The sequence below is a fragment of the Sphingomonas sp. GW822-FHT03G08 genome (genome assembly GCF_058801135.1).
This window is the reverse complement of sequence record NZ_JBXAMZ010000001.1, coordinates 445,963-471,764: the sequence shown is the minus strand read 5'-3', so window position 1 is coordinate 471,764 and position 25,802 is coordinate 445,963. Positions and strand designations below refer to the sequence as shown.

25 protein-coding genes and 1 tRNA gene are annotated in these 25,802 nt (G+C 67.1%); 15 read left to right on the top strand and 11 right to left on the bottom strand.

Annotated features, from left to right (window positions below; all coding sequences use genetic code 11):
* Nucleotides 1–2: 2 nt before the first annotated feature.
* Entirely contained in the window at nucleotides 3–500 is a 498-nt protein-coding gene (locus AC1RJ5_RS01970) for a hypothetical protein (protein ID WP_342250248.1), read from the bottom strand.
* 82 nt (nucleotides 501–582) lie between these two features.
* Here AC1RJ5_RS01970 and AC1RJ5_RS01965 point away from each other — a divergent pair.
* Nucleotides 583–659 (top strand) — tRNA-Arg (locus AC1RJ5_RS01965).
* 161 nt (nucleotides 660–820) lie between these two features.
* Here the strand turns inward: AC1RJ5_RS01965 and AC1RJ5_RS01960 are convergent.
* From AC1RJ5_RS01960 to AC1RJ5_RS01930, 7 genes are all read right to left on the bottom strand, one after another.
* The gene (locus AC1RJ5_RS01960) at nucleotides 821–2,047 is read right to left on the bottom strand and encodes a sensor histidine kinase (protein ID WP_493111417.1); all 1,227 of its coding nucleotides are present in this window, start codon (nucleotides 2,045–2,047) and stop codon (nucleotides 821–823) included.
* Nucleotides 2,048–2,193: 146 nt separating this feature from the next.
* The gene (locus AC1RJ5_RS01955; RefSeq protein ID WP_184166210.1) at nucleotides 2,194–2,406 is read right to left on the bottom strand and encodes a hypothetical protein; all 213 of its coding nucleotides are present in this window, start codon (nucleotides 2,404–2,406) and stop codon (nucleotides 2,194–2,196) included.
* Between the two features lie 51 nt (nucleotides 2,407–2,457).
* Nucleotides 2,458–3,717 (bottom strand): N-succinylarginine dihydrolase, encoded by a 1,260-nt coding sequence (locus AC1RJ5_RS01950; protein ID WP_269575321.1) that lies wholly within the window; start codon nucleotides 3,715–3,717, stop codon nucleotides 2,458–2,460.
* Nucleotides 3,717–4,727, bottom strand: coding sequence for an arginine N-succinyltransferase (locus tag AC1RJ5_RS01945; RefSeq protein ID WP_269575322.1), 1,011 nt, complete (start codon nucleotides 4,725–4,727; stop codon nucleotides 3,717–3,719). The genes AC1RJ5_RS01950 and AC1RJ5_RS01945 overlap by 1 nt, the downstream gene beginning before the upstream one ends.
* Nucleotides 4,724–5,932 carry a hydrolase gene (locus AC1RJ5_RS01940; protein ID WP_493111414.1) on the bottom strand — a complete coding sequence of 403 codons (1,209 nt, stop codon included), beginning with the start codon at nucleotides 5,930–5,932 and terminating at the stop codon, nucleotides 4,724–4,726. Before AC1RJ5_RS01940 ends, AC1RJ5_RS01945 begins: the two co-directional genes overlap by 4 nt.
* Before the next feature lie 145 nt (nucleotides 5,933–6,077).
* A complete protein-coding gene (locus AC1RJ5_RS01935; RefSeq protein ID WP_184166197.1) occupies nucleotides 6,078–7,019 on the bottom strand; it encodes a DUF481 domain-containing protein in 942 nt (313 codons plus the stop codon).
* Between the two features lie 44 nt (nucleotides 7,020–7,063).
* Complete coding sequence (locus tag AC1RJ5_RS01930; RefSeq protein ID WP_493111411.1) at nucleotides 7,064–7,543, bottom strand: RNA pyrophosphohydrolase; 480 nt, start codon at nucleotides 7,541–7,543, stop codon at nucleotides 7,064–7,066.
* 152 nt (nucleotides 7,544–7,695) lie between these two features.
* Between AC1RJ5_RS01930 and AC1RJ5_RS01925 the strand changes: the two genes are divergently transcribed.
* The 7 genes from AC1RJ5_RS01925 to AC1RJ5_RS01895 all read left to right on the top strand — a co-directional run bounded on the left by AC1RJ5_RS01925 (nucleotide 7,696) and on the right by AC1RJ5_RS01895 (nucleotide 15,921).
* On the top strand, nucleotides 7,696–8,592 hold the full coding sequence (locus AC1RJ5_RS01925) for a histone deacetylase family protein (RefSeq protein WP_493111409.1): 897 nt from the start codon (nucleotides 7,696–7,698) through the stop codon (nucleotides 8,590–8,592).
* A gap of 79 nt (nucleotides 8,593–8,671) precedes the next feature.
* Nucleotides 8,672–10,615 (top strand): 2-oxoacid:acceptor oxidoreductase subunit alpha, encoded by a 1,944-nt coding sequence (locus AC1RJ5_RS01920; protein WP_493111407.1) that lies wholly within the window; start codon nucleotides 8,672–8,674, stop codon nucleotides 10,613–10,615.
* A gap of 68 nt (nucleotides 10,616–10,683) precedes the next feature.
* Nucleotides 10,684–11,157 carry a hypothetical protein gene (locus tag AC1RJ5_RS01915; RefSeq protein WP_493111405.1) on the top strand — a complete coding sequence of 158 codons (474 nt, stop codon included), beginning with the start codon at nucleotides 10,684–10,686 and terminating at the stop codon, nucleotides 11,155–11,157.
* A 10-nt stretch (nucleotides 11,158–11,167) separates the two neighbouring features.
* Nucleotides 11,168–12,202, top strand: coding sequence for a 2-oxoacid:ferredoxin oxidoreductase subunit beta (locus AC1RJ5_RS01910; RefSeq protein ID WP_269575329.1), 1,035 nt, complete (start codon nucleotides 11,168–11,170; stop codon nucleotides 12,200–12,202).
* A 120-nt stretch (nucleotides 12,203–12,322) separates the two neighbouring features.
* Nucleotides 12,323–13,474: an acyltransferase family protein gene (locus AC1RJ5_RS01905; protein WP_493111403.1), complete on the top strand. Its 1,152-nt coding sequence runs from the start codon at nucleotides 12,323–12,325 to the stop codon at nucleotides 13,472–13,474.
* Between the two features lie 39 nt (nucleotides 13,475–13,513).
* On the top strand, nucleotides 13,514–14,743 hold the full coding sequence (locus tag AC1RJ5_RS01900) for an SAM-dependent methyltransferase (RefSeq protein WP_269575331.1): 1,230 nt from the start codon (nucleotides 13,514–13,516) through the stop codon (nucleotides 14,741–14,743).
* Nucleotides 14,740–15,921, top strand: coding sequence for a serine hydrolase domain-containing protein (locus tag AC1RJ5_RS01895; protein WP_493111400.1), 1,182 nt, complete (start codon nucleotides 14,740–14,742; stop codon nucleotides 15,919–15,921). Before AC1RJ5_RS01900 ends, AC1RJ5_RS01895 begins: the two co-directional genes overlap by 4 nt.
* Nucleotides 15,922–16,046: 125 nt before the next feature.
* Here the strand turns inward: AC1RJ5_RS01895 and AC1RJ5_RS01890 are convergent, their stop codons facing one another.
* Both AC1RJ5_RS01890 and purF read right to left on the bottom strand, forming a co-directional pair.
* Complete coding sequence (locus AC1RJ5_RS01890; RefSeq protein WP_342250255.1) at nucleotides 16,047–16,760, bottom strand: SDR family NAD(P)-dependent oxidoreductase; 714 nt, start codon at nucleotides 16,758–16,760, stop codon at nucleotides 16,047–16,049.
* A gap of 7 nt (nucleotides 16,761–16,767) precedes the next feature.
* On the bottom strand, nucleotides 16,768–18,228 hold the full coding sequence (gene purF, locus AC1RJ5_RS01885) for an amidophosphoribosyltransferase (RefSeq protein WP_184166169.1): 1,461 nt from the start codon (nucleotides 18,226–18,228) through the stop codon (nucleotides 16,768–16,770).
* A gap of 131 nt (nucleotides 18,229–18,359) precedes the next feature.
* Between purF and AC1RJ5_RS01880 the strand changes: the two genes are divergently transcribed.
* From AC1RJ5_RS01880 to AC1RJ5_RS01850, 7 genes are all read left to right on the top strand, one after another.
* A complete protein-coding gene (locus AC1RJ5_RS01880; protein ID WP_184166165.1) occupies nucleotides 18,360–18,611 on the top strand; it encodes a Rho termination factor N-terminal domain-containing protein in 252 nt (83 codons plus the stop codon).
* A 31-nt stretch (nucleotides 18,612–18,642) separates the two neighbouring features.
* On the top strand, nucleotides 18,643–18,999 hold the full coding sequence (gene hisI / locus AC1RJ5_RS01875) for a phosphoribosyl-AMP cyclohydrolase (RefSeq protein ID WP_269575335.1): 357 nt from the start codon (nucleotides 18,643–18,645) through the stop codon (nucleotides 18,997–18,999).
* A complete protein-coding gene (locus AC1RJ5_RS01870) occupies nucleotides 18,996–19,505 on the top strand; it encodes a hypothetical protein (protein WP_493111397.1) in 510 nt (169 codons plus the stop codon). The genes hisI and AC1RJ5_RS01870 overlap by 4 nt, the downstream gene beginning before the upstream one ends.
* 149 nt (nucleotides 19,506–19,654) lie before the next feature.
* A complete protein-coding gene (locus AC1RJ5_RS01865; RefSeq protein WP_184166156.1) occupies nucleotides 19,655–20,074 on the top strand; it encodes a MerR family transcriptional regulator in 420 nt (139 codons plus the stop codon).
* Between the two features lie 17 nt (nucleotides 20,075–20,091).
* The gene (locus AC1RJ5_RS01860) at nucleotides 20,092–21,894 is read left to right on the top strand and encodes an acyl-CoA dehydrogenase C-terminal domain-containing protein (RefSeq protein ID WP_184166153.1); all 1,803 of its coding nucleotides are present in this window, start codon (nucleotides 20,092–20,094) and stop codon (nucleotides 21,892–21,894) included.
* Nucleotides 21,895–22,269: 375 nt separating this feature from the next.
* The gene (locus AC1RJ5_RS01855; RefSeq protein ID WP_493111394.1) at nucleotides 22,270–22,749 is read left to right on the top strand and encodes a PH domain-containing protein; all 480 of its coding nucleotides are present in this window, start codon (nucleotides 22,270–22,272) and stop codon (nucleotides 22,747–22,749) included.
* A complete protein-coding gene (locus AC1RJ5_RS01850) occupies nucleotides 22,742–24,190 on the top strand; it encodes a PH domain-containing protein (protein WP_493111392.1) in 1,449 nt (482 codons plus the stop codon). The genes AC1RJ5_RS01855 and AC1RJ5_RS01850 overlap by 8 nt, the downstream gene beginning before the upstream one ends.
* A gap of 131 nt (nucleotides 24,191–24,321) precedes the next feature.
* Here AC1RJ5_RS01850 and AC1RJ5_RS01845 read toward each other — a convergent pair whose 3' ends face one another.
* Nucleotides 24,322–25,692, bottom strand: coding sequence for a cell wall hydrolase (locus tag AC1RJ5_RS01845; RefSeq protein WP_493111390.1), 1,371 nt, complete (start codon nucleotides 25,690–25,692; stop codon nucleotides 24,322–24,324).
* Between the last annotated feature and the right edge of the window lie 110 nt (nucleotides 25,693–25,802).

Here is a 25,802-nt window from a genome sequence, read left to right as displayed (position 1 = left end):
GCCTAGTTGCCGGTGCCGCCCAGCGCGGCTTCGAGCGAATCGATCCGGTTCTGCTGCTGCGTGGCCGCCTGGTCGGCTTCCGCGACCGCCGCATCGAGCGCTGGGTAGGGCGGCAAGCCATCCACACCGCGCTGCGTCGCCAGTTCCTCCAGCTCGGAGAGCACCGAGACCGCCGGGCGGCGCAACTCGGCCAGCGATCCCATCGCTACCTGCGCCTGCAGCCATGCCTCGGACCCCTGCGGGAGCCCGCGGGAGACAGCGATCTTGGCCTCCGCATCCTGAGCGCCGGCGGTGAATGCCTTGATCCCCTCTGCCAGCGTCCCGCGAATCTCGGCGATTCGCTTGTCGAGCGCCGCGTCGGGCGTCGCCACCGCCACGGGGCGATCGGGCTCGGCCAGGCTGGTCGATTCAATCGGCCGGGGCAGCAACGAGGGGAAGCGCCCCGTGGATTCGGTGCATCCGGCGAGGGCGGTAAGGCTGAGCAGCAGAATAAATCGCATGAAAGTGCCTTATGCCTGTGGAAAAGTGCACGCAACGGCTTGCGCGATCCAAAAAGCGCTTCTAAAGGCTCCCCTCCACAGCGCACCCGTAGCTCAGCTGGATAGAGCATCAGACTACGAATCTGAGGGTCGGACGTTCGAATCGTTCCGGGTGCGCCAATTAAAACCCCGCTAGGCCAACGGCTTAGCGGGGTTTTTCTGTTTCAGGCTCTGCGCGTTCCGGCGGCGGCCGCAGGGCCGTCCAGAAGCTCTTCGAAACAGAAAGCCCCGCCGGACCGGGGTCAGGCGGGGCTTGGGTCTGTCGGCCTTTACAGGGCAAATCAGGCGGTGGGTGGGTTGCCTGGCAGGATCACCGTCACGCGCAGGCCGCCGATCGGCGAGCGGCTCGCCTCGATCCGCCCATGATGCGCCTCGACGATCGCACGCGCCGTCGCCAGGCCAAGGCCGGAGGCGGCCGATTCGTCCGAACGGTCCGAGCTGCGATAAAAGGGTTCGAACAACCGCTGGGCGAGCATCACATCCACGCCCGGGGCATTGTCGTCGATGATCAGGCGCCAGGCATCGCGCGAGCTTTCGAAGCCGAGCACGATTCGGCCGTTCTTCGGCGTGTAGCGCAGCGAATTGTCGATCAGCGCGCCGAACAGCTGCTCGATGCGCGCGCCGTCCCATTTCACGATCACCGTATATTCGGGCAGCGTGCTCGTCTCGAGCCGCACGCCCTGTGCCTCGGCGCGCTTCCTGTCGGCATAGATGGCGTTGTGGATCAGCGCGCGCGGATCGACCTGGGCGAAGCTGACCGGCAGGCGGCCGAGATCGGCCAGCGCCACCGCGTTCAGGTCCTCGGCCATGTGGATCAGCCGGCGGGTATCCTCCTCGATCGCGCCGATCAGTCCGGGCGGGAGCGGGGGATCCACCTCGCACAGCTTGATGAAATGCTCGCCCATATTCTCGGTCGGCGTCTTGAGTTCGCCCGAGATTGACACCAGCCAGGTGCGGCGTGCGGTCTCCAGGCGGCTGAACTGGCTGGCGATGCGGCGCAGGTTGCGCATCGTCGCCACCACTTCGGCCGGGCCTTCCTCGTCGAAATAGAGGTCGAGATCGCCGTTCACCACGTCGCGGCTCATCCGGTAGAGCTGGAGCTGCGGCTTCGTCCAGCGCCGGGCGAAGACATAGGCCATCACCAGCAGCAGCACGAACAGCACCAGCACGATCGCCGCCACGCCAATATACTGGGTGGCGAGTACCCGGCGATCCTGGTCGTTGAGCTCCGGCGGACGGACGATCTTGGCGGTCGCCACGGTGCGGCCATCGACCTGGACCGGGCGTTCGGCGCGCGTGGCGAGGCTGGTGGTCGGGCCGGCGATGGCCTGGCCCTGCGGATCGACGAGCAGCACGCGCCCGGAAAGCGGCCCGGGGAGCTGCGCCACCTGGTCGAGCGGGCGCCCGGCGCGCGCTGCTTCCGCGGCGGTCTGCACGAACGCATCGAGCCGCTCGCGGTCACGCTGGGCCAGTTCGGCTTGCTGGCTCTCGTGCATCACGAATACCATCAGGCCGCCCGGCACTACCGCGGCGAGCAGCGCCTGCGCTGCGAGAGAAGAAAATATACCCCGGAACAAACGCACGCGCTCAAAACCTCCCCACAGGCCAGCCCGACGGCCGCTAAACCCCGATCGTTACAGAAACAATTCGCTGGTCAATCCGGAACATCGAAGCTGTCCAGGATCTTGGCGCCCGCCATGAATACAGCAATCGGGCAGAGTGCGAAGAGCATCCAGCCCTCCCACCCGGGAAACTTGCCGAGATAGTGCACGCCGCGCTCCGTCGCGCCGCAGGCAAGGCCGTAGATCACGAGGAACGCCTCGAACTTGGACTTGATCGTGAACAGGCGGCCGATGCGGTAGAACATGCCAGAGGTTAAGCAAGCCCCGGGCCAAGCGCCAAAATACGTAGTTTCGCGTTAAAACGGATGGTTACCTGTAAGTAAATCCGACAGGTCCAGCGCCTCGAGCAGTGCGGCCCGTGCCGCCTCCACCTGGGCGATCAGCGCCGGGTCGGCGATCGAGTCGAACGGGATCGCCTCGGGCCAATGCGCCTCGATCACGGATGCGATGCGATCGAGCCTTGCATCGTCGACCAAGAAGCGCGGATCAACTGTCGACGGATCGCAGACCACGCGCAGGCGCAGACAGGCCGGGCCGCCGCCATTGGCCATGGACTGGCGGACATCGACCACCTCGAGCCGCCGGATCGGGCCATTGCCCGCGACATGCTCCTGCAGCCAGTTCCACACGCTCGGCGTCGCCTGTGCCTCGCCCGGCAGCACCAGCGCCATCTCGCCCGAGGGCAGCGTCACCAATTGCGCGTTGAACAGGTACGACTTGATCGCGTCGGCGAGGCTGACCTTCGCCGCGGGCACCTCGACGATCTCCACTTCCGGCAGCATCGCGCGCAGGTCGGCGTAGAAGCGGTCCTTGTCGGCAAAGGCCTGTTCGTGCGCGAACAGCACCCGTCCGTTCGCCACGGCGACCACGTCGTTGTGGAACGCGCCGGCGGCGATCGCCTCCTCGGACTGCTGGACGAACAGCACGCGTTCCAACCGGTGCTTGCGCGCCACCGCCGCGCTGGCATCGGGATGCTGGCGGGCAGGGAAGGGGCCGCCCGAGATGCCATAGACGAACACCTCGACCCCCGGTGCGCCATGCTCGGCGGCAAGCCGCATGTGATTGGCCGCGCCCTCGTCCCCGAACGGCGCCGGCACCGGACCGTGCACCGTGAAGGCGGGGTCGGCAAAGGCGATGCGCAGCTGCGCCAGCGTCTCGGGCCATTCATGGCTGCGATGCGGCATCGTCACCAGATTGGCGACGCTCAGATGGCATTTCCCGTCGCCGGTATCGGGCGCCGGCGAGACAGTCGCGGCGTTGGCTGCCCACATCGGCGAGGCGGAGAGCGCCTGGGCCTGGCTGTGCGGCGGCGCATCCTCGAAACGGGTGCCGAGGCGCGCCAGCCAGCGGTGATCCGGGCGGGCATGGGGGAGGAGGATGCCCTGGGTCAGCCCCAGCGCGATATTCGCGCGCATCTTGGCGATGCCCTGCAGCGCCGCAGCGCGCGGGAACGAGGTCTCGCCCCGGTTGCGCGTTGCCGCGAGGTTGCCGTGGCTCAGCCCCGCATAATTATGGCTGGGGCCGATGATCCCGTCGAAATTGATCTCGGTAAGCATCAGCGGCCCACATGCATGACTTCGTCGCCCAAGCCGACCGCGAGCAGCTCGGAAGTGCGCGGATCGATGACGACGCCGTCGCCCTGCGCCGTCACGCGCCCCTGCGTCACCCGGAAGCCGGTGAGCCGCCCGGTCGCGACCAGCGCGGCCTCGCCGCCCGGCTCGATCGCCGACACCCTGGCGGTCCTGGCATCGCGCACCGTGTTCACCTGGTCGGTCCGCGCGGTCATTGTCGGGCCACCGTCGAAGATGTCGACATAGCGCTCCCAGGCGAAGCCCTCGCTCTCCAGCATCCGCATCGCGGCCCGGCCAGAGGGGTGCGGCAGGCCGATCACCCCGCGCGCGCTCTCGGAGAGCATCGCGGTATAGATCGGGTGCTTGGGCATCAGATCGGCGATGAACTGGTTGCCATGGATCGCATTGAAGCTGTCCGCCTCCTGGAAGTTCATCCCGAAGAAGCGCCCCGCCACGCCATCCCAGAAGGGCGAACCGCCCGCCTCGTCGATCACCCCGCGCAGTTCGGCAAGGATCCGCTCGGCGAAGCGCGCCCGGTGGCGGGCGATGAACATGTAACGGCTGCGTGCCAGCAGCATGCCCAGCCCGCCGGCGCGTTCGCCCGGATGCAGGAACAGCCCGCCCACCTCCGAGCAGCCCTCAAGGTCGTTGACCAGGCTGAGCGTCTCGGCGCGGAAGGTTCGGCCCAGTTCCTCGCTATGCTTGGTCTCGGTGGCGAGGCGATAGGAATAGAAGGGCCAGCGCTGCCCCACGGCAGTGAAGATCTGGCAGGTACCGCGCACTTCGCCGGTATCGACATTCTCGAGCACCAGCACGAACACGTCGTCGCCGCTCTCGTCCTCGGCGCGATCGAACGCCGCATGGCTGCGCGCGAGCTTGGCGCGGAGCACGTCCTTCTCGGGCTGCAGATTGGTGAAGCCACCGCCGGTCAGCTTCGCCATCTCGTAGAGCGCCTGCAGATCCTCGTCGCGGGCGGCACGGATCACGAAACTCATAACTTCCCCTTCTCGGCGATACGCAACATGGTGACGGCGGAAAGCGCGGCGCGTTCGGCCAGGCTTTCCGGGATCAGGAATTCGTCCGGGCTGTGGATCAGGCCGCCGCGCGCGCCCATCGTGTCGACCACCGGCACCCCGCAGGCGGCGATGTTGTTGCCGTCGCACACCCCGCCGGAGAATTTCCAGGCGACCGGAATGCCCAGGTCGGCGCCGGATGCGCGCACAAGTTCGAACAATTTCTCAGCACCGGCATCCAGTGGCTTGGGTGGGCGGTTGAAACTGCCATGCACATGGATGCGTACGTCATGCTTCACGGAAACGATCGCCACGGCCTGGTCGATCGCGATCCGGGCGCGAGTGATCGCCTCGGCATCCTTGGGCCGGAAATTGACGCGCAGGATCGCCAGTTCGGGCACGACATTGTTGGGGCCACCCCCGTCGATCTTCGCCGGGTTCACCGCAAGCCCGGGAGCCTTGGCGTCATTGAGCCGCATCGCCAGGTCCGCGGCAGCGACCAGCGCGTTGCGCCCCTCATCGGGGTTGCGCCCGGCATGGGCGGACTTGCCGTGGACCACGATCGAGAAATTGCCGGTACCCCCGCGGGCGCCCGCCAGCGTGCCATCGGGCAGCGCAGGCTCATAGGTGAGCGCGGCAATCTTGCCCTTGGCGGCGCCGGCGATCAGCCCGGCCGAGGAGAAGGAGCCGGTCTCCTCGTCCGAATTGATCAGCACCTCATAGCCGACATGCGAGGCGAGCGTGCTGTCCTCCACTGCCTCCAGCGCCGCGAGCATCAGGGCAAGCCCGCCCTTCATGTCTGCGGCACCCGGCGCATTGAGGTTGCCATCGGGCAGCCAGCTGTTCGCCTGGAACGGATGATCGGCACCATAGACCGTGTCCATATGGCCGGTTAGCAGGATCTGCACCGGCGCGTCGGGACGCACCGCTAGGTGAAGATGATGGCCATGGGCGAGGGGCAGCACCTGGCCGTCGACGGTCACGCTGTCGGCGGGTTCGGGCTCCACCAGCGTAATCGGGCCGGGCAGGACGGAGAATGCGTCGGCCAGCGCATCGGCCATGCGGGCGAGCCCCGCGATATTGCGGGTGCCGCTGTTGATCGCCGTCCAGGCCTCGGTCCGCGCCAGCATCGGCGAGGCCGCGGCCCTCTCCACTGCCGCGCGTTCTGTCTTGGAAAGCTCGGTCATCCACTGGACCTAGCGCGAAATATTATTGCGGTCACCCCAGTGAACGCCGGGAATCTCATGCAGGCAAGGCATGGCACCGCTTACCACTCGGTTCCCCGGCGAAAGCCGGGGAACAAGGAAGAAAGCAGCCGGCCGAGCCGTCAGGTCAGAAATCGACGACCAGTGCCGCGCGGCTGGTGGAGTCGGTGCTCTTGCGCCCGATCGCCGGGGTGCTTTCATATTGCAGCGAATAGCTGAACTGCGCCGAGAGCGGCCCGAAGAGCTTGGTAAGCAGCGCCGACTTGGACGAGACGGTGCTGTTGGCGTTCTGCAGATAGGCAGAGGCATTCTGCGTCACCGAGATGCCCTTGGTGATCTTCCAGCCGAAATCCACGCTTCCGCGCGCCGCGGCATTGCTTTCGGCCGGCTGATCGATGAAGCGGGTGTACCGGAACGCCGGACCCACTTCGAGGTCGAGCTTCACCGCCGGCGACTTGACCGCGCTGTAGCCGATCCCGCTCGACAGCGAGACGCGGTCGGAAAAGCCCGAGAAGCGATCGCTCTCATATTGCGCGGCGCCGTAGAGATAGGCGCGGTCGTCGAACTTCCAGTTGGGTTCGTATGCAGCGAGATAGCGCTCGCGCGTGGTGATCCCCAGGCTCTCCTGATAGTCGCCCTGGATACGCAGCTTGTGGCGCCATTCCAGACCGTCGCGCTTCAGCTCCATCGCCGCCGCGATACCGACATTCTCGGTATTGCCGGTAGTCACATAGCCGCCGAGCTCGGCATGACCCTTCACCAGCGCGAAGAAATCGGCGCTGCGGATCTTGGCCTGCGCCTTCTTCGTCCTGGAATCGCGCCAGTCGGCCGCGATCCTCACCAGCTGGTCAGCGCCGTCCGGTGCCGCGGTGCGCGCATATTTCACGATCACGGCAACGTCGTTCTCGTTGCCCGATTCCATCGCCGCCTCGAGCATCAGCTTGAGCGCCTGCGGAACATTCGCCGTGGCCAGCGCCGCGGCAACACCGTCATCATCGTCATCCAGTGGCATGGCCATCGCCGGCAGGGCAGCAAACAGCAACGGCAGGGCAAGGAGCGAGGCGCGCATGACAGGGTCCGTATCGCCGTTATGAGAGCGAAACTAGGGCAGGATCAGACGAGATGTTGTCCAAAGACGGTCAACAGTTCCTTATATAGCGCCCGCTTGAACGGCACGATCAGCTCGGGGAGATCTTTCGGCTCGGCCCAGCGCCAGGCGCGGAACTCGGGCTCGGCGGTCTGGATGTTGACGTCGCCGTCCTCGCCCAGGAAGCGGAACAGGAACCAGCGCTGGCGCTGGCCGCGCCACTTGCCCTTCCAGATCCGCCCGGCCAGGTCCTCGGGAAGGTCATAGAACAGCTCGTCCGGGGCCTCGGCGACCAGCTCGGCAAGCTCGCGGGCCACCCCGGTCTCTTCCCACAGTTCGCGCCAGGCTGCCTCAAGCGCGTCCTCGCCGGGATCGATCCCGCCCTGCGGCATCTGCCAGGCCTCGACCACGGAATCGAGCCGCTGGCCGACGAACACCCGGCCGTGGCGATTGAGCAGCATCACGCCCGCGCAGGGGCGATAGGGAAGGGAGGCGGCATCGGTCATGGGGCCTCGTAGCGCGAGATGGACAGCCAAACCACCCTCGTCATCCCCGCGCAGGCGGGGATCCAGAGCCAAGAAAGTCAGTCCTTTGTCACCCTGGATCCCCGCCTGCGCGGGGATGACGAATTGGGAGACGCAACCTACCTTCCAAGCGAATGATCCACCTCGTCCACCATCCAGACTACGTCGCTCCGGCGCCAGCGCGCAGCCAATATCAATGGAACAAGAACGGCCTCGTCCGCGACCTGCTGCGCGAGGAAGGGCCGGTCTTCACCTGGCACGAGCCCGAACCGATGCCGCGCGCCTGGCTCGAGGCCGTCCACGACCCGGACTATGTCGAGGAAGTCCTCAGCGCCGCCGTGCCGCCCGAGAAGGAGCGCCGCATCGGCTTCCCGGTCACGCCCGAAGTCGCTCGCCGGTCCCAGGCCGTTCCCGGCGGCACCTATCTCGCCGCCCGGCTCGCGTTCGAACATGGCTTCGCCGCGAACACCGCTGGTGGCAGCCACCATGCGCTCGCCAGTACCGGCGCGGGCTTCTGCGTGTTCAACGATCTCGCCATCGCCGGCGTGCGCCTGGCGGAGGAGGGGCATCGTATCCTGATCGTCGACTGCGACGTCCATCAGGGCGACGGCACTGCGGCGCTGACCGCGGGACGCCCGGAGATCGCCACCTATTCGATCCATGCCGAGAAGAACTTCCCGGTTCGCAAGGCGCGCTCCACGCTCGATGTGCCGCTGGCCGACGGGGTGGGCGACGCGGAGTATCTGGAGGCGCTGGAGGACACTCTCATCCCGCTGCTCGAAAGTTTCGCACCCGATCTGGTTCTTTATCAGGCGGGCGTCGATCCGCTCGCCGGCGACCGGCTCGGCCGCCTCGGACTCAGCTACGAAGGGCTGATCGAGCGCGATCGCTGGATTTCCGCCGCCATGACGTCACGCGGCGTCCCCTTCGCCAGCGCATTGGGTGGCGGCTATGGCGAGGATGCGCTCGAAGTCTCGCGCCGCCACGTTGCCTCGATCCTGGCGCTGGGGCAGGGCGTGCCCCGGAGCTGATCCGCATTTTCTGCTTTGGGTTGAGGGAGATTGGAGCGTAGACATCTGCGCAACGATATAAAATTGCAGGAGACAGGCTGTGGCGACTGCCGCGCATACGCTCACGCCCGAAGAGGCGTCGGCGCATCCCGCACCTGAAGCGATCGTGGTTCGTTTCGCCGGCGACTCCGGCGATGGCATGCAGCTCACCGGCGGCCAGTTCACCCTCTCCACCGCGCTGGCCGGCAACGACCTCGCCACCTTCCCCGATTTCCCCGCGGAGATCCGCGCGCCCCAGGGCACGTTGTTCGGGGTCTCCGCCTTCCAGATCAACTTCGGCTCGGCCCGGATCGATACGGCGGGCGACCAGCCCGATGTCCTCGTCGCGATGAACCCGGCGGCGCTCAAGACCAATGTCGAAGCGCTCAAGCCCGGTGGCCTGATCATCGCGGACGAAGGCGAGTTCGGCCAGCGCAACCTCGACAAGGCAAAATACCCCGCCAATCCGCTCGAGGATGGCAGCCTGGCGCGGTGGCAGCTGCTCAAGCTCAACATCTCGCAGCTGACCCTCGACGCGGTGAAGCCCTTCGGCCTCGGCAACAAGGAGGCGCTACGCTGCAAGAACATGTGGACGCTGGGCCTCGCGCTCTGGATGTTCGATCGCGATCGCCAGCCCCTGGTCGACTGGCTCAAGGCCAAGTTCGCCAAGGCCCCCGATCTGGCCGAAGCCAATATCGCCGCGCTCAACGCCGGCCACGCCTATGGCGAGACCGCCGAGCTCGGCGCGATGGGGATCAGCCAACGCCAGGTCGCCGCCGCGCCTGCCGAGCCCGGCCTGTACCGCACCGTCACCGGCGCGGAGTCGATCTCGCTGGGTTTGGTCGCGGGGGCCCAGCTCGCGAACCTGCCGATGTTTTTCGGCGGCTATCCGATCACCCCGGCCAGCGCGATCCTGCACACGCTCTCGCGGTACAAGGAATATAACGTCACCACTTTCCAGGCCGAGGATGAGATCGCCGCGGTCGCTTCGGCGTTGGGCAGCGCCTATGCCGGCAGCCTTGGCGTCACCTGTTCCTCGGGGCCGGGCATCGCGCTCAAGACTGAGGCGATCGGCCTGGCGATCATGACCGAATTGCCGCTGGTGATCGTCAACGCCCAGCGCGGCGGCCCCTCCACCGGGCTTCCCACAAAAACTGAACAGTCTGACCTATATCAAGCTGTCTACGGCAGAAATGGTGACGCTCCGTTGCCGGTGCTCGCGGCTCGCTCGGCCGCTGACTGCTTCGACGTCGCGATCGAGGCGGTGCGCATCGCCACCCAGTACATGACCCCGGTGATGCTGCTCACCGACGGCTATCTCCAGAATGCCGCCGAGCCCTGGAAGGTGCCGGACATGAGCAGCTACGCGCCGTTCCCGGTGCGTTTCCACACCGAAGTCCCGCCCGAGGGCGAGAAGTTCCAGCCCTATGCCCGCAACGAGAAGCGCGCGCGCCCCTGGGTCAAGCCGGGCACGCCGGGCCTGCTCCACCGCATCGGCGGCATCGAGAAGGCGCAGGGGTCGGGCAACATCGATTATTCCCCCGCCAACCACCAGGCGATGACCGACATGCGCCGCGACAAGGTGATGGGCATCGACGTGCCCGACCAGCCGGTCGAGCAGGGACAGGCGGGCGGCAAGCTGGTGGTGGTCGGCTGGGGCTCGACCTATGGCCCGATCGCCCAGGCGGTACGCCGCGCGCGGTCAAAGGGGCATGACGTCAGCCACATCCATATCCGCCACATCTGGCCGCTTCCAAGAAATCTTGGCGACCTGCTAAAGAGTTACGAGCATGTCCTCGTGCCGGAAATGAACACAGGCCAGCTCAAGACGCTGCTGCGCGACCAGTATCTCGTCGATGCCCGGTCGCTCACCAAGGTCTCCGGCCAACCGTTCCGCATCGCCGAGATCGAAAGGGCGATCGCCCAGCATATCGGCGTGGACTTCGACCAGGAACTCCCGCCCAGCGACAGCCAGTTGCCCAGTCCGGAGGCAGTGAACCCGTGATCCGCGCCACGAGTTTGCTGATCGGGCTGATGCTCACGGCCTCTCCCGCTGCGGCCCAGAGAACCATGATGTCCCCGAACGTGGTTGCCCATATCAAGGCGTTGCCCACGCAGCTGGCTGGACTCTCGCCCGATTACGGCGACAGCAGCAGCGGATATGGAGGCCCGATGCGGGCCTATCGGAGCAACAACCCCCTCGATCCGGTCATCGCCGTCGTCTTTGCCGACGCTCCGCGAATGAGCGACTGGCATGCCTTGGCCGAGGATGGCCGCGCCAGCCCGCGCCAGGCCGGAGTGATCGACACGCTGTTCGAAGGCAAGTTCAGCCTCGACGGGCGCCCACCTGGCCGCAACTTCTTCGGCGACTATCTGACGAAGCAGGGCATCAAGCAGAGCTGGATCGCCGATGTCGATGGCGTCCGCGTCACCGTGCTCGCCACCATCTACCGCGCCGAAGACCGCCGCCGCGTGTTCGACGCCATCCGCCGCGACCTGTTCGGCGGCGTGACGATGGAGAAGCTCTCCATCGCCGAAGCGAATTGAGGGAGATCGCATGAACGAGATCACCACCATCCGCCCCAGCACCCCCAAGGACTGGGAGACGGACCAGGAGGTCCGCTGGTGCCCGGGCTGCGGCGACTATGCTATCCTCAAGGCGGTGCAGCGCACCATGCCCGAGCTGGGCGTCGCACCCGAGAACACGGTGTTCGTCAGCGGCATCGGCTGCTCGTCGCGCTTCCCCTATTACATGGAGACCTATGGCTTCCACACCATCCACGGCCGCGCGCCGGCGGTGGCGACGGGGGTCAAGCTCGCCAATCCGGAGCTCGACGTGTGGATCATCACCGGAGACGGCGATGCGCTGTCGATCGGCGGCAACCACACGATGCACCTGCTCCGGCGCAACCTGAACTGCCAGTTCCTGCTGTTCAACAACGAGATCTACGGCCTCACCAAGGGCCAATATTCCCCGACCAGCCGCGAAGGCACGCGCAGCCCATCCACGCCCTTCGGCTCGGTCGACCATCCCGCCAAGCCCTGCGCCTTCGCGCTGGGGGCAGGGGCACGCTTCGTCGCCCGCGGGATCGACGTCCACAAGAACCTGCCATCGGTTCTGAAAGCAGCGCATGCGCACCAGGGCGCGGCCTTCGTCGAGATCTTCCAGAACTGCATCGTCTACAACGACGAGGTCTTCGAGCCCTTCACCGCCAAGCCCAATGCCGCCGCCAACCAGCTCTGGGCCGAGCATGGCCAGCCTTTGCTCTTCGCCGGCGGCACCCGCGGCCTCGCGCTCGATCCCGAACGGCTCGTCCTCAAGGTCGTCGATGTCACCGATGGCGACTGGCAGGGGGCGGGGGTGATCGTCCACAACATCACCAATCGCGCCATCGCGCACATGCTGGTCGAGATGCCCTTCGGCCCGTTCCCGATGGCGCTCGGCGTGCTCTATGACGACCCCGCACCCACGTTCGAAAGCGCAGTGATCGCGCAGAACAAGGCGGCGAGCGAAGGCAAGGCCGCCGATCTCCAGAAGCTGGTGTCGAAAGGCCAGACCTGGATGGTCGACAAGGAGCCGCACAAGCTCTGACTGTTATCGCTATCGGCTTGCATTGGCGGCGAACTGGCCTATCGCCCCGTTCATGTTGACCCGCGCATCCGCCGGCCTTTTTCCGCGTGAACTTGCGCCGGCGACAAGCGTCTTGTCCCGATGACGCCAGGCGACGGCACCTTCCGCACCCCCGCCGAGCGCGCCCGCCGCCACGACCTCGACGCGCTGCGGGCTGTGTTCCTGCTGTTCGGCATCCCGTACCACGCCTCGCTCACCGCGCGCCCGGGGCCGTGGATCGCCAATTTCCACGATCGCTCGATCGATTTCATCTACCTGGCGGATTATCTCCACCTGTTCCGCATGCCGGGCTTCTACATGATCGCCGGCTATTTCGCCGCGATGCTGCTCCAGAAGCGCCCGGTGGCGAGCTATCTGCCCTCGCGCCTCCACCGGCTCGTCCCGCCCTTCCTGGCCGGCACCTTCCTGCTCGTGCCGCTCATGCATTTCCTGCTGCTGTGCATCACCGGCAATCCCGACCCGCTCGGTCGCTGGTGGGAAATCATGACGATGACCGAGCGCAACCCGTTCGAGCATCTCTGGTTCGTCCAGGTGCTGCTCTACTACACCGCCGGGCTCGCCGCCCTGGTCTGGATCTTCCCCGCGCTCGCCCATGCCGAGCTCAAGGGCGAGCAGCGCAACCTGGTCCGCTGGTTCATTCCGCTCACCCTCGCCACCGGCCTGGTACTCGGCCTGTGCGGGCTGGGCTCGCTCCAGCTCGAGCGCTATCGCTACCTGAACAATTTCGCGGTCAACTTCCTCTCGGCCCGCTACGCGCTCGACTATCTGCCCTGGTTCCTGCTCGGCGCGATCCTCCAGCGCATCCCCGCGCTCGACCGGCGCTTCGCCCGCTTCTCCTGGATCCTGTTCCTCACCTGCCTGGCCGCGAGCATCATCGTCGCCTTCTATCCGCGTACGGTGCCGTTCCTGTGGCGCCCGGTGCTCACCGGCGTCGCCGCGCTCTGCCTCACCCAGGCCTCGCTCGGCGCGCTGGCGCATTTCATCCATGGCGAGCGCCGCTGGGTGAAGGCGCTCGTCTCTGCCTCCTTCGTGATCTACCTGTTCCACGAGCCGCTGATCGTGCTGGTCACGCCACTGCTCGACCGGTTGCCGATCCCGCTCTGGCCGCGCTTCATCCTGCTCTGCCTGACTGCCTTTTTCGGCTCCTACGGCATCTGGAAGCTCATCAAGCTGAGCCCGGCGCTGCGCTACCTGTTCAACGGCGAGCGCCCGAAGAAGCGTAGCAAAAGCTAGCTTGCCCGACTCACCGGCGCGTGCATTGTGCGCGACGCAATGCACGCGCCCCTGAGCCAGCCCAATCCCGACAAGCCGCGCCACTGGTCCGCACGCGCGCTCGCCCCCTTGTTTCGTGGCCAGCTCGACAAGATCGACGCCGGCATCGCCCGGGGCAGCCTGTCGCTCGGCCTGCCGGACGGCACCGCCCGCCTGCTCGGCGGCCGCGCCGAGGGGCCCGCCGCGATCGTCGACCTGCGCAGCTGGCGTGCGCTGCTCCGCCTGGCGGTCGGCGGCTCGATCGGCTGGTACCAGGCCTGGGCACTCGGCGAATGGGCCAGCCCCGATCCGGTCCAGCTCTTCGCGCTGTTCGGCCTCAACCGCGCCGAGCTCGCCCGCCAGGCCCGCGCCACCGGCCTGTCCAAGGGCATCAAGCGCCTGCTCCACTGGCGCAACCGTAACCATCGCGGCGGCTCGCGACGCAACATCCAGTTCCATTACGACCTGGGCAACGACTTCTACCGGCTCTGGCTCGACCCCGGCATGACCTATTCGAGCGCGCTGTTCACCGCGCCCGGCCAGACGCTCGAACAGGCCCAGCACGAAAAGCTCGCGGCGATCCTGGCACGCACCAACACCAGCCCCGGCGACGAGATCCTCGAGATCGGCTGCGGCTGGGGCAGCTTCGCCGAAATGGCGGTGGCGCAAGGGCGCAAGGTCCACGGCATCACCCTGTCCACCGAGCAGAAGGCCTGGGCCGAGGCACGCGTGCCGCACGACGCCCGCTTCACCCTCACCGACTATCGCGACGTCACCGGCAGCTATGACGCGGTTGCCAGCATCGAGATGGCCGAGGCGGTGGGGCAGGCCTATTGGCCCGCCTATCTCGATGCCATTGCCGGTGCGCTCAAGCCGGGCGGCCATGCGGCGCTGCAGGTCATCATCTTCGACGACGCGTTCTTCGAGGACTATGCCGCGAACGTCGACTTCATCCAGGCCTATGTCTTCCCGGGCGGCCTGCTGCTGTCGGAGCGGCGTTTCGCCGCCCTGGCCGCCGCGCGGGGCCTGCGCACCCAGGACCGCATCGGTTTCGGCCTCAACTATGCCGAGACGCTCCGCCTGTGGCGCGAGCGCTTCGATGCGGCCGTGCTGGCGGGCACGCTGCCTGCACAATTCGACCGGAATTTCATCGACTTGTGGCGCTATTATCTGATGTATTGCGAAGGCGGGTTCAGAGGCGGCGGTATTGACGTCGTCCAGCTCACCTTGGTGAAGGAGGAGGGGATATGAGGAAGTTGCTGCTGGCCGGCGCACTCGCGCTGGGAACCGTCGCGGGGCAGGGGGCGATCGCCCAGGCGGTCCAGTCGTCCGACGTGAAGCTGCAGTCCGGCGACAATTCGGGCCTGCGCAAGGTCGGTGCCGAGGTGCTGTTCTGGAGCCAGGCCCAGCGCGACGCCAATTTCCCGCATATGGAGCGGCTCTTCCCCGGCCATATCGTCAAGGCCGGCACCAGGGTCCGCGCGCTTCCCGCGGGCAAGCCGCTCGCTTTCCCCGATGCCGATCTCGACGCCTTCATCGCCCAGCAGAACATCTCCGGGCTGATCGTGCTCAAGGACGGCAAGATCATCCTCGAGCGCTATGCCCGCGGCTATGCGCGGGAAGGACTCTGGACCAGCTTCTCGGTCGCCAAGTCCTTCACCTCGTCGCTGGTCGGTGCGGCGATCAAGGATGGCTATATCAAGTCGGTCGACGAGCTCGTCACCAAATACATCCCCGAACTCGCCGGCAGCGGCTATGACGGCGTCACGATCGCACAGCTGCTCACCATGACCTCGGGCGTGAAGTGGAACGAGGATTATACCGACGCCAAGTCCGACGTCGCCCGCATGTTCCTCGAGCCGGTACCGGCAGGGGAGGACCCCACCGTCTACTACATGAAGAAGCTCCCCCGCGAGTTCGCGCCGGGTGCGAAGTGGGTCTACAAGACCGGCGAGACCAACCTGATCGGAGTGCTGGTGATGCGCGCCACCGGCAAGCCGCTCGCCACCTATCTCAGCGCGAAGATCTGGCAGCCCTATGGCATGGAGCAGGACGCGTTCTGGATGGTCGATCCGTCCGGACACGAGGTCAGCGGCTGCTGCCTGTCGGTGAGCTTGCGCGACTATGCCCGGCTCGGCCAGTTCGCGCTCGAGGGCGGCAAGGGCGTCGTCCCTGCCGACTGGTATCGCCAGTCGACCACCGCCCATGCCGATATCGGCGTACCGGGCTTCGGCTATGGCTATCAATGGTGGACCTATCCCGAAGGCCGCTTCGGCGCCCAGGGCATTTTCGGCCAGACGATCCGCGTCGATCCGAAATCGAAGGTGGTGATCGCGGTCTCGGCAGCAGCGCCCAAGGCCAGCGACAGCGATTATGGCAAGGCGCGCACCGCGTTCCTCAACCGGCTGTTCGAGGCCGCGGCGAAGTAGCGCGAGCGCTGGCCTGGCAAGTCAAACTGCTCCCCGGCGAAAGCCGGGGCCCAGGGTTTCTCTGCCGATCCGCTTGTGACCCTGGGCCCCGGCTTTTGCCGGGAAGCAGGAAGAACCGAGAGCTCTCAGCCCTCAACCCGCTCGAAATGCCCCGCCTCGAACCCCGAGGCCGCCAGCGCCGCGATCCGTTCCGCCACCACTTCCGGCGCCTTCACCGTCGCCGGATCCTCGCCGGGGAAGGCGCGGGCGCGCATCTTGGTGCGGGTGGCGCCGGGATCGAGGATGCCGACGCGGATGCCGCTGATATGCGCGACTTCCTCGCCATAGGTGAGCAGCAGGTTCTCGAACGCCGCCTTGGACGATCCGTAGACGCCCCAATAGGCGCGCGCGGTGCGGCCGACGCTGGAGGTCACCCCGATCACTCGCGCACCGCTCGATGCCTTGAGCATCGGGTCGAACGCCGCGAGCATCGCCGCCTGGGCGGTGACGTTGAGCGTCAGGATCTTGGCATATTCCTTGAAATCGATCGCCGGCACCGCGCTCAGCGTGCCGAGCTGGGCGGCGTTGAGCACGAGCACGTCCAGCGCCGTCCAACGGCCCGAGATCGCCTCGGCGAGCCGGGCGATGCTGTCATTCTCGGTCAGGTCGAGCGGGGCGATCGTCGCCGAACCACCCGCCGCGAAGATCGTTTCCTCGACTTCCTCGAGCCCGCCCGCGGTGCGCGCGGTCAGGATGACATGCGCGCCCTGGCTGCCCAGTGCGATCGCGGTCGCCGCGCCGATGCCCCGGCTCGCGCCGGTGACGAGCGCGGTGCGCCCCGAAAGTGCCCCCTCGCTCATCCCGGTCTTAGCCCACGCGCTCGTGAAGCAGCGCGAACTGGTCGGTCGGCGGGCCGTTCTCGTCCTGGTCGGTCAGCGTCGTCGGATATTCGCCGGTGAAGCAGGCATCGCAGTATTTCGGATGGATATCCGCGCGGTGCGCCTCGCCCAGCGCCTTGTACAGACCGTCGATCGAGATGAAGGCCAGGCTGTCGGCATGGATGAAGTCGGTCATCCCGCCCACGTCCAGCTTTGCCGCGAGCAGCTTGGCGCGCTCCGGCGTGTCGACGCCGTAGAAGCAGCTGTGCCGGGTCGGCGGGCTGGCGATGCGCATGTGCACTTCGGCAGCACCCGCTTCGCGCATCATTTGCACGATCTTGAGGCTGGTGGTGCCGCGGACGATCGAATCGTCGATCAGCACCACGCGCTTGCCCTTGATCAGCTCGCGATTGGCGTTGTGCTTCAGCTTCACGCCCAGGTGGCGGATCTGGTCGCCGGGCTGGATGAAGGTACGGCCGACATAGTGCGAGCGGATGATGCCTAGCTCGAACGGGATGCCGCTCTGCTGGGCATAGCCGATCGCCGCCGGCACGCCGGAATCTGGGACGGGGACGACCAGGTCGGCCTCGACCGGTGCCTCGATCGCCAGCTGCGCGCCGATCGCCTTGCGCACCGAATAGACCGAGCGGTTGTCGCTGATCGAATCCGGACGGGAGAAATAGACATACTCGAAGATGCAGGGACGGGCGCCGACGGGCGCGAACGGCTTGTGCGAGCTGATCTCGCCGCCCTTCACGATCACCAGCTCACCCGGCTCGACGTCGCGGACATAGTCGGCGCCGACCACGTCGAGCGCCACCGTCTCCGAGGCGAAGACGATCGTGTCGTCGAGCTTGCCCATCACCAGCGGGCGGATGCCCAGCGGGTCACGGCAGGCGATCATGCCCTCGGGGGTCATGACGATCAGCGAATAGGCGCCCTCGACCTGCTTGAGCGCGTCGATGAAGCGGTCGATCAGCGTGCGGAACTGCGAGGTCGCGACGAGGTGGATGATCACTTCGGTGTCGCTGGTCGACTGGAAGATCGCGCCGCGGCGGATCAGGTCGCGGCGCAGGCGCATCGCGTTCGAGATGTTGCCGTTATGCGCGATCGCGAAGCCGCCGCTGGCCAGCTCGGCATAGAGCGGCTGGACGTTGCGCAGCGAGGTCTCGCCGGTGGTCGAGTAGCGGACATGGCCGCAGGCGGTGTCGCCGTGCAGCCCGCGGATCACGTCGTCGCGGTCGAAATTGCCGGCGACATGGCCCATTGCGCGGTGGATGTGGAACTGGCGGCCGTCGAAGCTGGTGATGCCCGCCGCCTCCTGTCCACGGTGCTGCAGCGCATGCAGGCCAAGCGCGACCGCGGCGGCAGCGCCGTCCATGCCGGAAACGCCGAAAATGCCGCACTCTTCGCGCAGCTTGTCGTCATCGAACGGGTTTGTGGTAAGCATCAGCCCTCAAGGGGTTTTGAACTATCGAGCGGGCATATAGGCGCTTCGTCCCGGTTTGTCGCCCGCTTGTCACAAAGAAATGAACTTGCTGGCTTTTCCGGTGGTTTTTCAGGGCGAAAGGAGCCGTTCCCATGCCCGGACACGACCATGGACCCCAGATCAAGAACGACGAACTCTACGAGAAACTCCGCGATGAGGGGAACTCGAAGGAGAAGTCGGCGCGAATCGCCAATGCCCAGGCGGCAGGCACGCTCGACCATCCCGGCGGCACGCTCGAGAGCCGCTCGAAGGACCAGCTCTACGACGAGGCGCAGGAGATCGGCATCGAGGGCCGCTCCAAGATGGACAAGGACAAGCTGATCGAGGCCATCCGCGATCATTGAGGCGCGGCCCGCGCCGCGCTAGACAGCGCGCGTGGACAACGAACGCGAAACGGGCCTCGTGCTCGACCCGAAATATGACGCCGCCGGTCTGATCACCGCGGTCTGCACCGCACCCGACGGCACGGTGCTGATGCTCGCGCACATGAACGCCGAGGCGCTCCAGGCGACACTCGACACCGGCGAGGCGACCTTCTGGTCGCGCAGCCGCGGCAAGCTCTGGAAGAAGGGCGAGACCTCGGGCCACATCCTCAAGGTGCTCGAGGCCCGGATCGACTGCGACCAGGACGCGGTCTGGCTCAAGGTCGAGCCGCACGGCCCCGCCTGCCACACCGGCGCGCCGAGCTGCTTCTACCGCATCGTCGAAGGCGGAAAGCTCGTCCGCGGATGAAGCGCGCCGGGCTGCTCCTCGCGCTGCTGCTCGCCGCCTGCTCCTCGGGCACGGCGCCGGACAACAAGGCCCAGCCGCCCCAGGACCTGGAAAAGGCCGCCATCGAGCGCGGCCTCGTCCGCAACCCGGCGGACACCGACATCGCCGGCCTCTACGCTCGCGACACCGACCGCGTCTGCATCGTCCCCGACGCCGAGCTCGGCTACCGGATTGGCGCGTTCGTCGACTATGGCGACCGCATCACCTGCAGCGGCACCGGGCGGGCGAGCCGGGTAGGGGAGTCGCTCCATGTCGAGTTCGGCGAGGACGGCAGCTGCTCGTTCGATGCCAAATATGACGGCGACAAGATCGCTTTCCCCGGCGCGCTGCCGGACGGCTGCAACAAATATTGCGCAAAGCGCGCGTCCTATGCCGGCCTCGAAGTGACCCGGCTCAGCGAGTCGGCCGCCGAGGCCGCCGCGATGCGCGATGCGAACGGCAAGAGGCTCTGCGGCGGCGGCGACTAAGCCGTCATCCCGGCGAAAGCCGGGATCTCAGGCGAAGGCGCGGGAGGGGCGCCGCACGAGCGCCCCGGCTTTCGCCGGGATGACGGAAAAGGTCGATTTCGGCCGCGCAGGCAATTGACGTTCACGTAAGGGGAAAGTATTTTATGCCCATGAACGCACCAGCTTTCCCGCTCGAAGCCCTGGCGCCGATCGAGCCGCGACCGGACCGCGACAGCTTCACCATCTCGGACCTGTGCGCCGAATTCTCGGTCACGCCCCGCGCGCTTCGCTTCTATGAGGACGAGGGCCTGATCGCCCCCGAGCGCCGCGGCACCGCCCGCATCTATTCGCACCGCGACCGCGCCCGGCTCGCCTGGATCCTGCGCGGCAAGCGCGTCGGCTTCAGCCTCGCCGAGATCCGCGAGATGATAGACCTCTACGATGTCGGCGACGATCGCAGCACCCAGAAGCAGGTCACGCTCGAGCGCTGCCTCGAACGCATCGACCTGCTCGAGAACCAGAAGCGCGACATCGACGCGCACATCGCCGAACTCCAGCAATTCGTCGAACTGCTCAAGAGCAGCGACTAACCCCGAGGAACCCTGAAATGCCCCAGTACACTCCGCCGGTGCGCGACACCCGCTTCATCCTCGAGCAGGTGATCGGCCTCGATCGCTATGCCAATCTTCCCGGCTTCGAGAACGCCACCCCGGACACGGTCGACGCCGTGCTCGAGCAGGGCGGCCAGTTCGTCGCCGAGGTCCTGTTCCCGATCAACCATTCGGGCGACCAGGAGGGCTGCAAGCGCCATGACGACGGCAGCGTCACCACGCCCGCCGGCTACAAGGAAGCGTACAATCAGTTCGTCGAGAGCGGCTGGGGCACGCTGAGCTTCCCCGAGGCGTTCGGCGGCCAGGGCATGCCGCACGTCATCTCGACGGCGTTCCAGGAGTTCATGATCTCCTCGAACATGGCCTTCGCCATGTATCCGGGCCTCACCCACGGCGCGGTCGCGGCCCTGCTGGTCAAGGGCTCGCCCGAGCAGCAGGAGAAGTACGTCCCCAAGATGGTCGCCGGCACCTGGGGCGGCACGATGAACCTCACCGAGCCGCAGTGCGGCACCGATCTAGGCCTGATCCGCACCCGCGCCGAGCCGAACGCCGATGGCAGCTATTCGATCACCGGCACCAAGATCTTCATCTCCTCGGGCGAGCATGACCTGACCGAGAACATCATCCATCTCGTCCTCGCCAAGACGCCGGGCGCGCCGGAGAGCAGCAAGGGCATCTCGCTGTTCGTCGTCCCCAAGTTCCTCGTCAACGACGACGGCTCGCTGGGCGATCGCAACGCCGTCACCTGCGGCTCGATCGAACACAAGATGGGCATCCACGCCAATTCGACCTGCGTGATGAACTATGACGGCGCCACCGGCTGGCTCGTCGGCGAGGAGATGAAGGGCCTCGCCGCGATGTTCATCATGATGAACGCCGCGCGTCTCGGCGTCGGCCTCCAGGGCCTCGGCGTCGGCGAGGTCGCGCTGCAGAACGCCGTCCAGTACGCGCATGACCGCCGCCAGGGCCGCGCGCTCACTGGCCCGCAGGAGCCGAACGAAAAGGCCGATACGCTGTTCGTCCACCCGGACGTCCGCCGCATGCTGATGGAAGCCAAGGCGCAGACCGAGGGCATGCGCGCGCTCTGCCTCTGGGGTGCGCTCCAGGTCGATCTCGAGCATGCCGCCGCCACCGAGGAGGAGCGCCAGCTCGCCGCGGACCTGATCGGCCTGCTCACGCCTGTCATCAAGGGCGTCGGCACCGATATCGGCTACAAGGTCGCGACCGACAGCCAGCAGGTCTATGGCGGCCATGGCTACATCGCCGAATGGGGCATGGAGCAGTACGTCCGCGATGCCCGCATCTCGATGATCTATGAGGGCACCAACGGCGTTCAGGCGATGGACCTGGTCGGCCGCAAGCTCGCCATGAACGGCGGCCGCGCGGTCCAGGCCTTCTTCAAGCTGGTCGCCGAGGAAGCCGCCGCCGCCAAGGGCGACGAGAAGCTCGCCGCGCTGGCCGAAGGGCTGGAGAAGACCCTCGGCCATCTCCAGGGCGCGACGATGTGGCTCGCCCAGAACGGCTTCAAGAACCCGAACGACGTCGGCGCCGGCGCCTATCCCTATATGCAGCTCACCGGCACGGTCGCGCTCGGCCTGATGTGGCTCCGCATGGCCAAGGCCGCCGCCGCCGCGCTGGCCACGGGCGAGGGCGACACCAAATTCTACGAAGCCAAGCTGGTCACCGCCCGCTTCTTCGCCGAACGGTTCTTCCCGGACGCCAGCGGCCTGCGCCGCAAGATCGAAGCCGGCAGCGAGACAGTGATGGCGCTCGACCCGGACCTGTTCCGGGCGGCCTAACGTCTCCAGCTCCCCTCCCTGGAAGGAGGGGAGCTGAATAGCGTTGAAGCGCTGAACGACGCCTTCAATCGTCATGCTGAATTTGTTTCAGCATCCAACGCACCACACAGGATTTCGCCTGAGGCGCGTTTGACCCTGAAACAAGTTCAGGGTGACGGTGGAAGCGAGGCCACCGAACCCCAAGGCAGCGTTGCGTCTACCCTCCAGCTTCCCCGGCGAAAGCCGGGGAGCAGCAAGAACGCGCTGCGCTCGCAATCCACTTCCAATCCCTCCGGCCTCCGCCGGGAAATGGGAGCGGCAACAATGATCCCATCACCGCCGCTATGGTGCAGTAATACACTTGAGCCATACCCCGGGGAAGGCGATAGTGTTTTCATGACCTTGGCCATCGTACCGCTCACGCCGCTCGAGCGTGGGCAGCTTCACGTGATCCGCCTGCGCGCGCTGCGCAACGCGATCGTCCTGCTGGTGGCAACCGGGGCGGCCGAGTGGTTCGTGCCGAACCTCCCCATGCCGGGCCTGTTCCTCGCCCCGGTCATCCTTCTCGCGCTGTGGATGGTCGTGCTCGCGCCGCCGCGCCGCTGGCGCCGCTGGGGCTATGCCTTCACCGGCACCGAGCTCCATGTCGAGCATGGCCTGTTCACCCGGGTCCACACGATCGTGCCGGTGCTGCGCGTCCAGCATATCGACGTCCAGCAGGATGTGCTGGAGCGGCTGTTCAAGGTCGCCACCCTTGTCCTCCATACCGCCGGCACCGACGACAATGTCGTGATCCTGCCCGGCATCGCCCGCGCCACCGCCGAGGCAATCCGCGACACGATCCGCGAGCGCATCGGCAGCGCCGCGCATGACTGAGGCCGAAGCGCGGCCCCAGCGGCTGCACGTCCTCACCGTGATCCTGCGCTTCATCAAGCGCGCGCCCTCGACGCTCGTCGTCCCGCCGCTGGCGCTGGGCTTTGCCGGCAAGGAATTCCATCCGGTGCTGGCCTTCGGGGCCTTCGGCGCGATCGCGGCCGCCGTGATCCTGATGACCTTTCTCGACTGGTGGTGCTTCACCTACCGGATCGGCGCGGAGGAAGTGCTGATCCAGCAGGGCGTATTGCGCCGCAGCCGCCGCTCGATCCCGCGCGCGCGCATCCAGGACGTCTCGATCGAGCGCGGCCCGTTCGCCCGGATCGTCGGCCTGGCGCTGATCAAGCTGGAGACCGGCGGCGGCGAGAAGGAGGAGGCCCATCTCGACAGCGTCTCGGTCGCCGAGGCCGAGCGGCTGCGCGCCTTGCTCCGCAGCCACACGCCCGCCGCCGCGGTGCAGGCCGGCGATGCCGCTGCGCCGGAACCTGCCCCGGAGCGCCGCACGATCTTCGCCATGTCGCTCGGCCGCGTGCTGATCGAGGGGGTGTTCGGCTTCTCGCTCGTCTGGATCGCCGCAATCTATGGCGGTCTCCATTATCTCGGAGAGATCCTCCAGCTCGATTGGGAGGAGCTGTTCGGCGAAGCCCAGCGGGTCGCCGTCGCGCGGTTCAGCATCGTCGCGCTGGTGCTGGTCGCGGGGCTGGCGCTGCTGGTCAGCCTGGTCGCCGGCATCGTCCGCACCCTGCTGCGCGACTATGGCTTCATGCTCACCCATGAAGGCGGGCGCTTCCGCCGGGTGCGCGGGCTGCTCACCCGCTCGGAAGTCGTCATCGCCGATCGCCGCATCCAGCTCGGGCTGGTCCATCGCGGCATGATCTCCGGGCGGCTGGGCTGGAACAGCGTCGAGGTGCAGACGCTCGGCGGCAGCACCGATCCCTCGGGCCGCCAGGGGCTCGCGCCCTTCGCCACGAAGGAGGAAGCGGCGGAGGTGCTCGCCGCCACGCCGCTGCCGACCTTCGAGCGCGTCGGCCTGCGCCCGGTGGCCCCGGCCCATATCCTCCGCTCGGCGCTGCGCCACGGCATGCCGGTCGCGCTGGTCTTCGCCATCGCGGGCTGGTTCCTGCCGCTGCTCTGGTGGGGGCTGCTGCTCGTGCCGGTCCCCGTGATCGTCGCGCTCTTCCAGCGCGCGCATCATCGCTATGCGCTGCGCGACACCAGCCTGCAGGTGATGCGCGGCGTGCTGTCCCAGCGCGACTGGGTGGTGCCCTTCGACTCGATCCAGACGCTCACCGTGCGCCAGGGCCTGCTCCAGCGCTGGCTCGGCGTGGCGACGGTCTCGGTCGACACGGCGGGCGCAAGCGGCTGGCACCGCCCCAATGTCAGCGACGCCCCGCTGGATGCCGCGCTGGCGCTGGCCGAAGCGCTGGCGGCGAAGGTGGACTAGCCTGAATTTCCGCCCTTGTTTCCCCTCCCTGGAAGGGAGGGGAGCAGGAAGGAGGCTTCCTCCCTTGCAATGTAGGATTTCAGATGTTCCGCTGACCGGGCCGGCCTCGCGCCGGCCGCTCTTTCAACCGGTCAGGGAACGGGCGTCGGCCGCGGGGTCGGCGAGGGCCGGGGCACCGGCAGGCTGAAGCTCACCGCACCCTTGCCCTGGGCCGGTACATTGGCAGGCGCGGTCGCCGGCGGGGCGACCGCGTCGACCTTGCGGCGCACCCCGGCCAGCGGCGCGGGCGCGCTGAGCGGGCCGGCGCCGGGCAGCGGCGTCGCGGCAGGCGCGGGAGCTGCCTCGGGGGCGGCGGCGATCTGGGCGCGCATGCACTGGACCGGGCTCGGGCGGCGGAACTGCTGGCAGTTCCACAGCGCCTTGGCAAAGCCCTGCGCCTCGTCGCGCAGGTAGCTGAACGACATGGTCGACACCTGGCTGCTGCCGAGCGGCAGCTTCGCCGGGGTCTGCTTGGGGTCGGCCCAGGCCATGAACTTGCAATAGGGGCGCTCGCCGCAGGTGCGGATGGCGAGCGCGGCGAAGGCGTCGGGGTTCATGCCGGCGGGCAGGGTGAGCATGAAGTTGTTCGATTCGCCGCCGCCTTCGACCGCCATCGGCGCGGGGATCGCGCTGGTCGGGATCGATGCGGGGTCGATGAACGCGCCGTCGCCGCCCGCCGCGCCGGGCAGCAGTGCGTCGAGTGCCGGGTCGCTCTTGAAGTTGGCGGGGGACAGGCGGGCCATCAGGCCGATGTTCGGCTCGACACCGGCATAGGTCCGGTTGAAGGCGGGGGGAGTGCCCCACCAGCCGCTCCAGCGGAAGAACAGGTGGGTATGGACCTCGGTGATCTTCTCCAGGCTGGCGCTCCAATAGGGGACGACCCAGTCGGTGTGGTAATGGGTGGCGTGGCCGACGGGCTTGTACACCGATCCGGTCAGCGCGCTGCGGGCGACATAGCGCGCCCGCTCCCAGGCCGCGGCGGTCGGCGTATAGCGCAGCATCGCCCCGTCACAGGTGAAAGTGAACTGGCAGCCGGTCGAGCGTTCGAATCCCTGGAACACGACGCCGCAGATGGTTTTCGGGAAAGCAGGATGCCTCGCGCGGTTGATGATGACCTGCGCCACGGCCTTTTCCCCCACGGCATCGTCGCCGGCCTCGTAATAGACCGCGGCAGCCAGGCAATCGACCGCACGTTCGCGGCTGTCCTCGGCGCCGAAGATATTGAACGGCCGGGCGGCGGGGTTGGGCAGGGTGGAGAAGGGCACCGAGGCGTTCCACGCCCGCGCGTCATCGGGCGTGACGACCTGCAGCTCGACCGGTTCTACGGCCGGCAACTCGTCCTTGGGCACCACCCGGTGCGAGACCTTCACCGGCGCCTTGGCCTTGCCGATGACGGTCCGAGGCGTGTGCGCGACGAGCCAGACCGGCCCCGCGATCGCCAGGAGCATGACAAGTCCGAGCATCGCCACGAGCACGGGCGAGACGGGGCGCGAAGAGCCTGCAAAGCTGCGAGGAAAGGAAAGGGTCGCCATGGGGTCGCCGCCCATAACGCAGAAGCACGCAGGTTGGAACC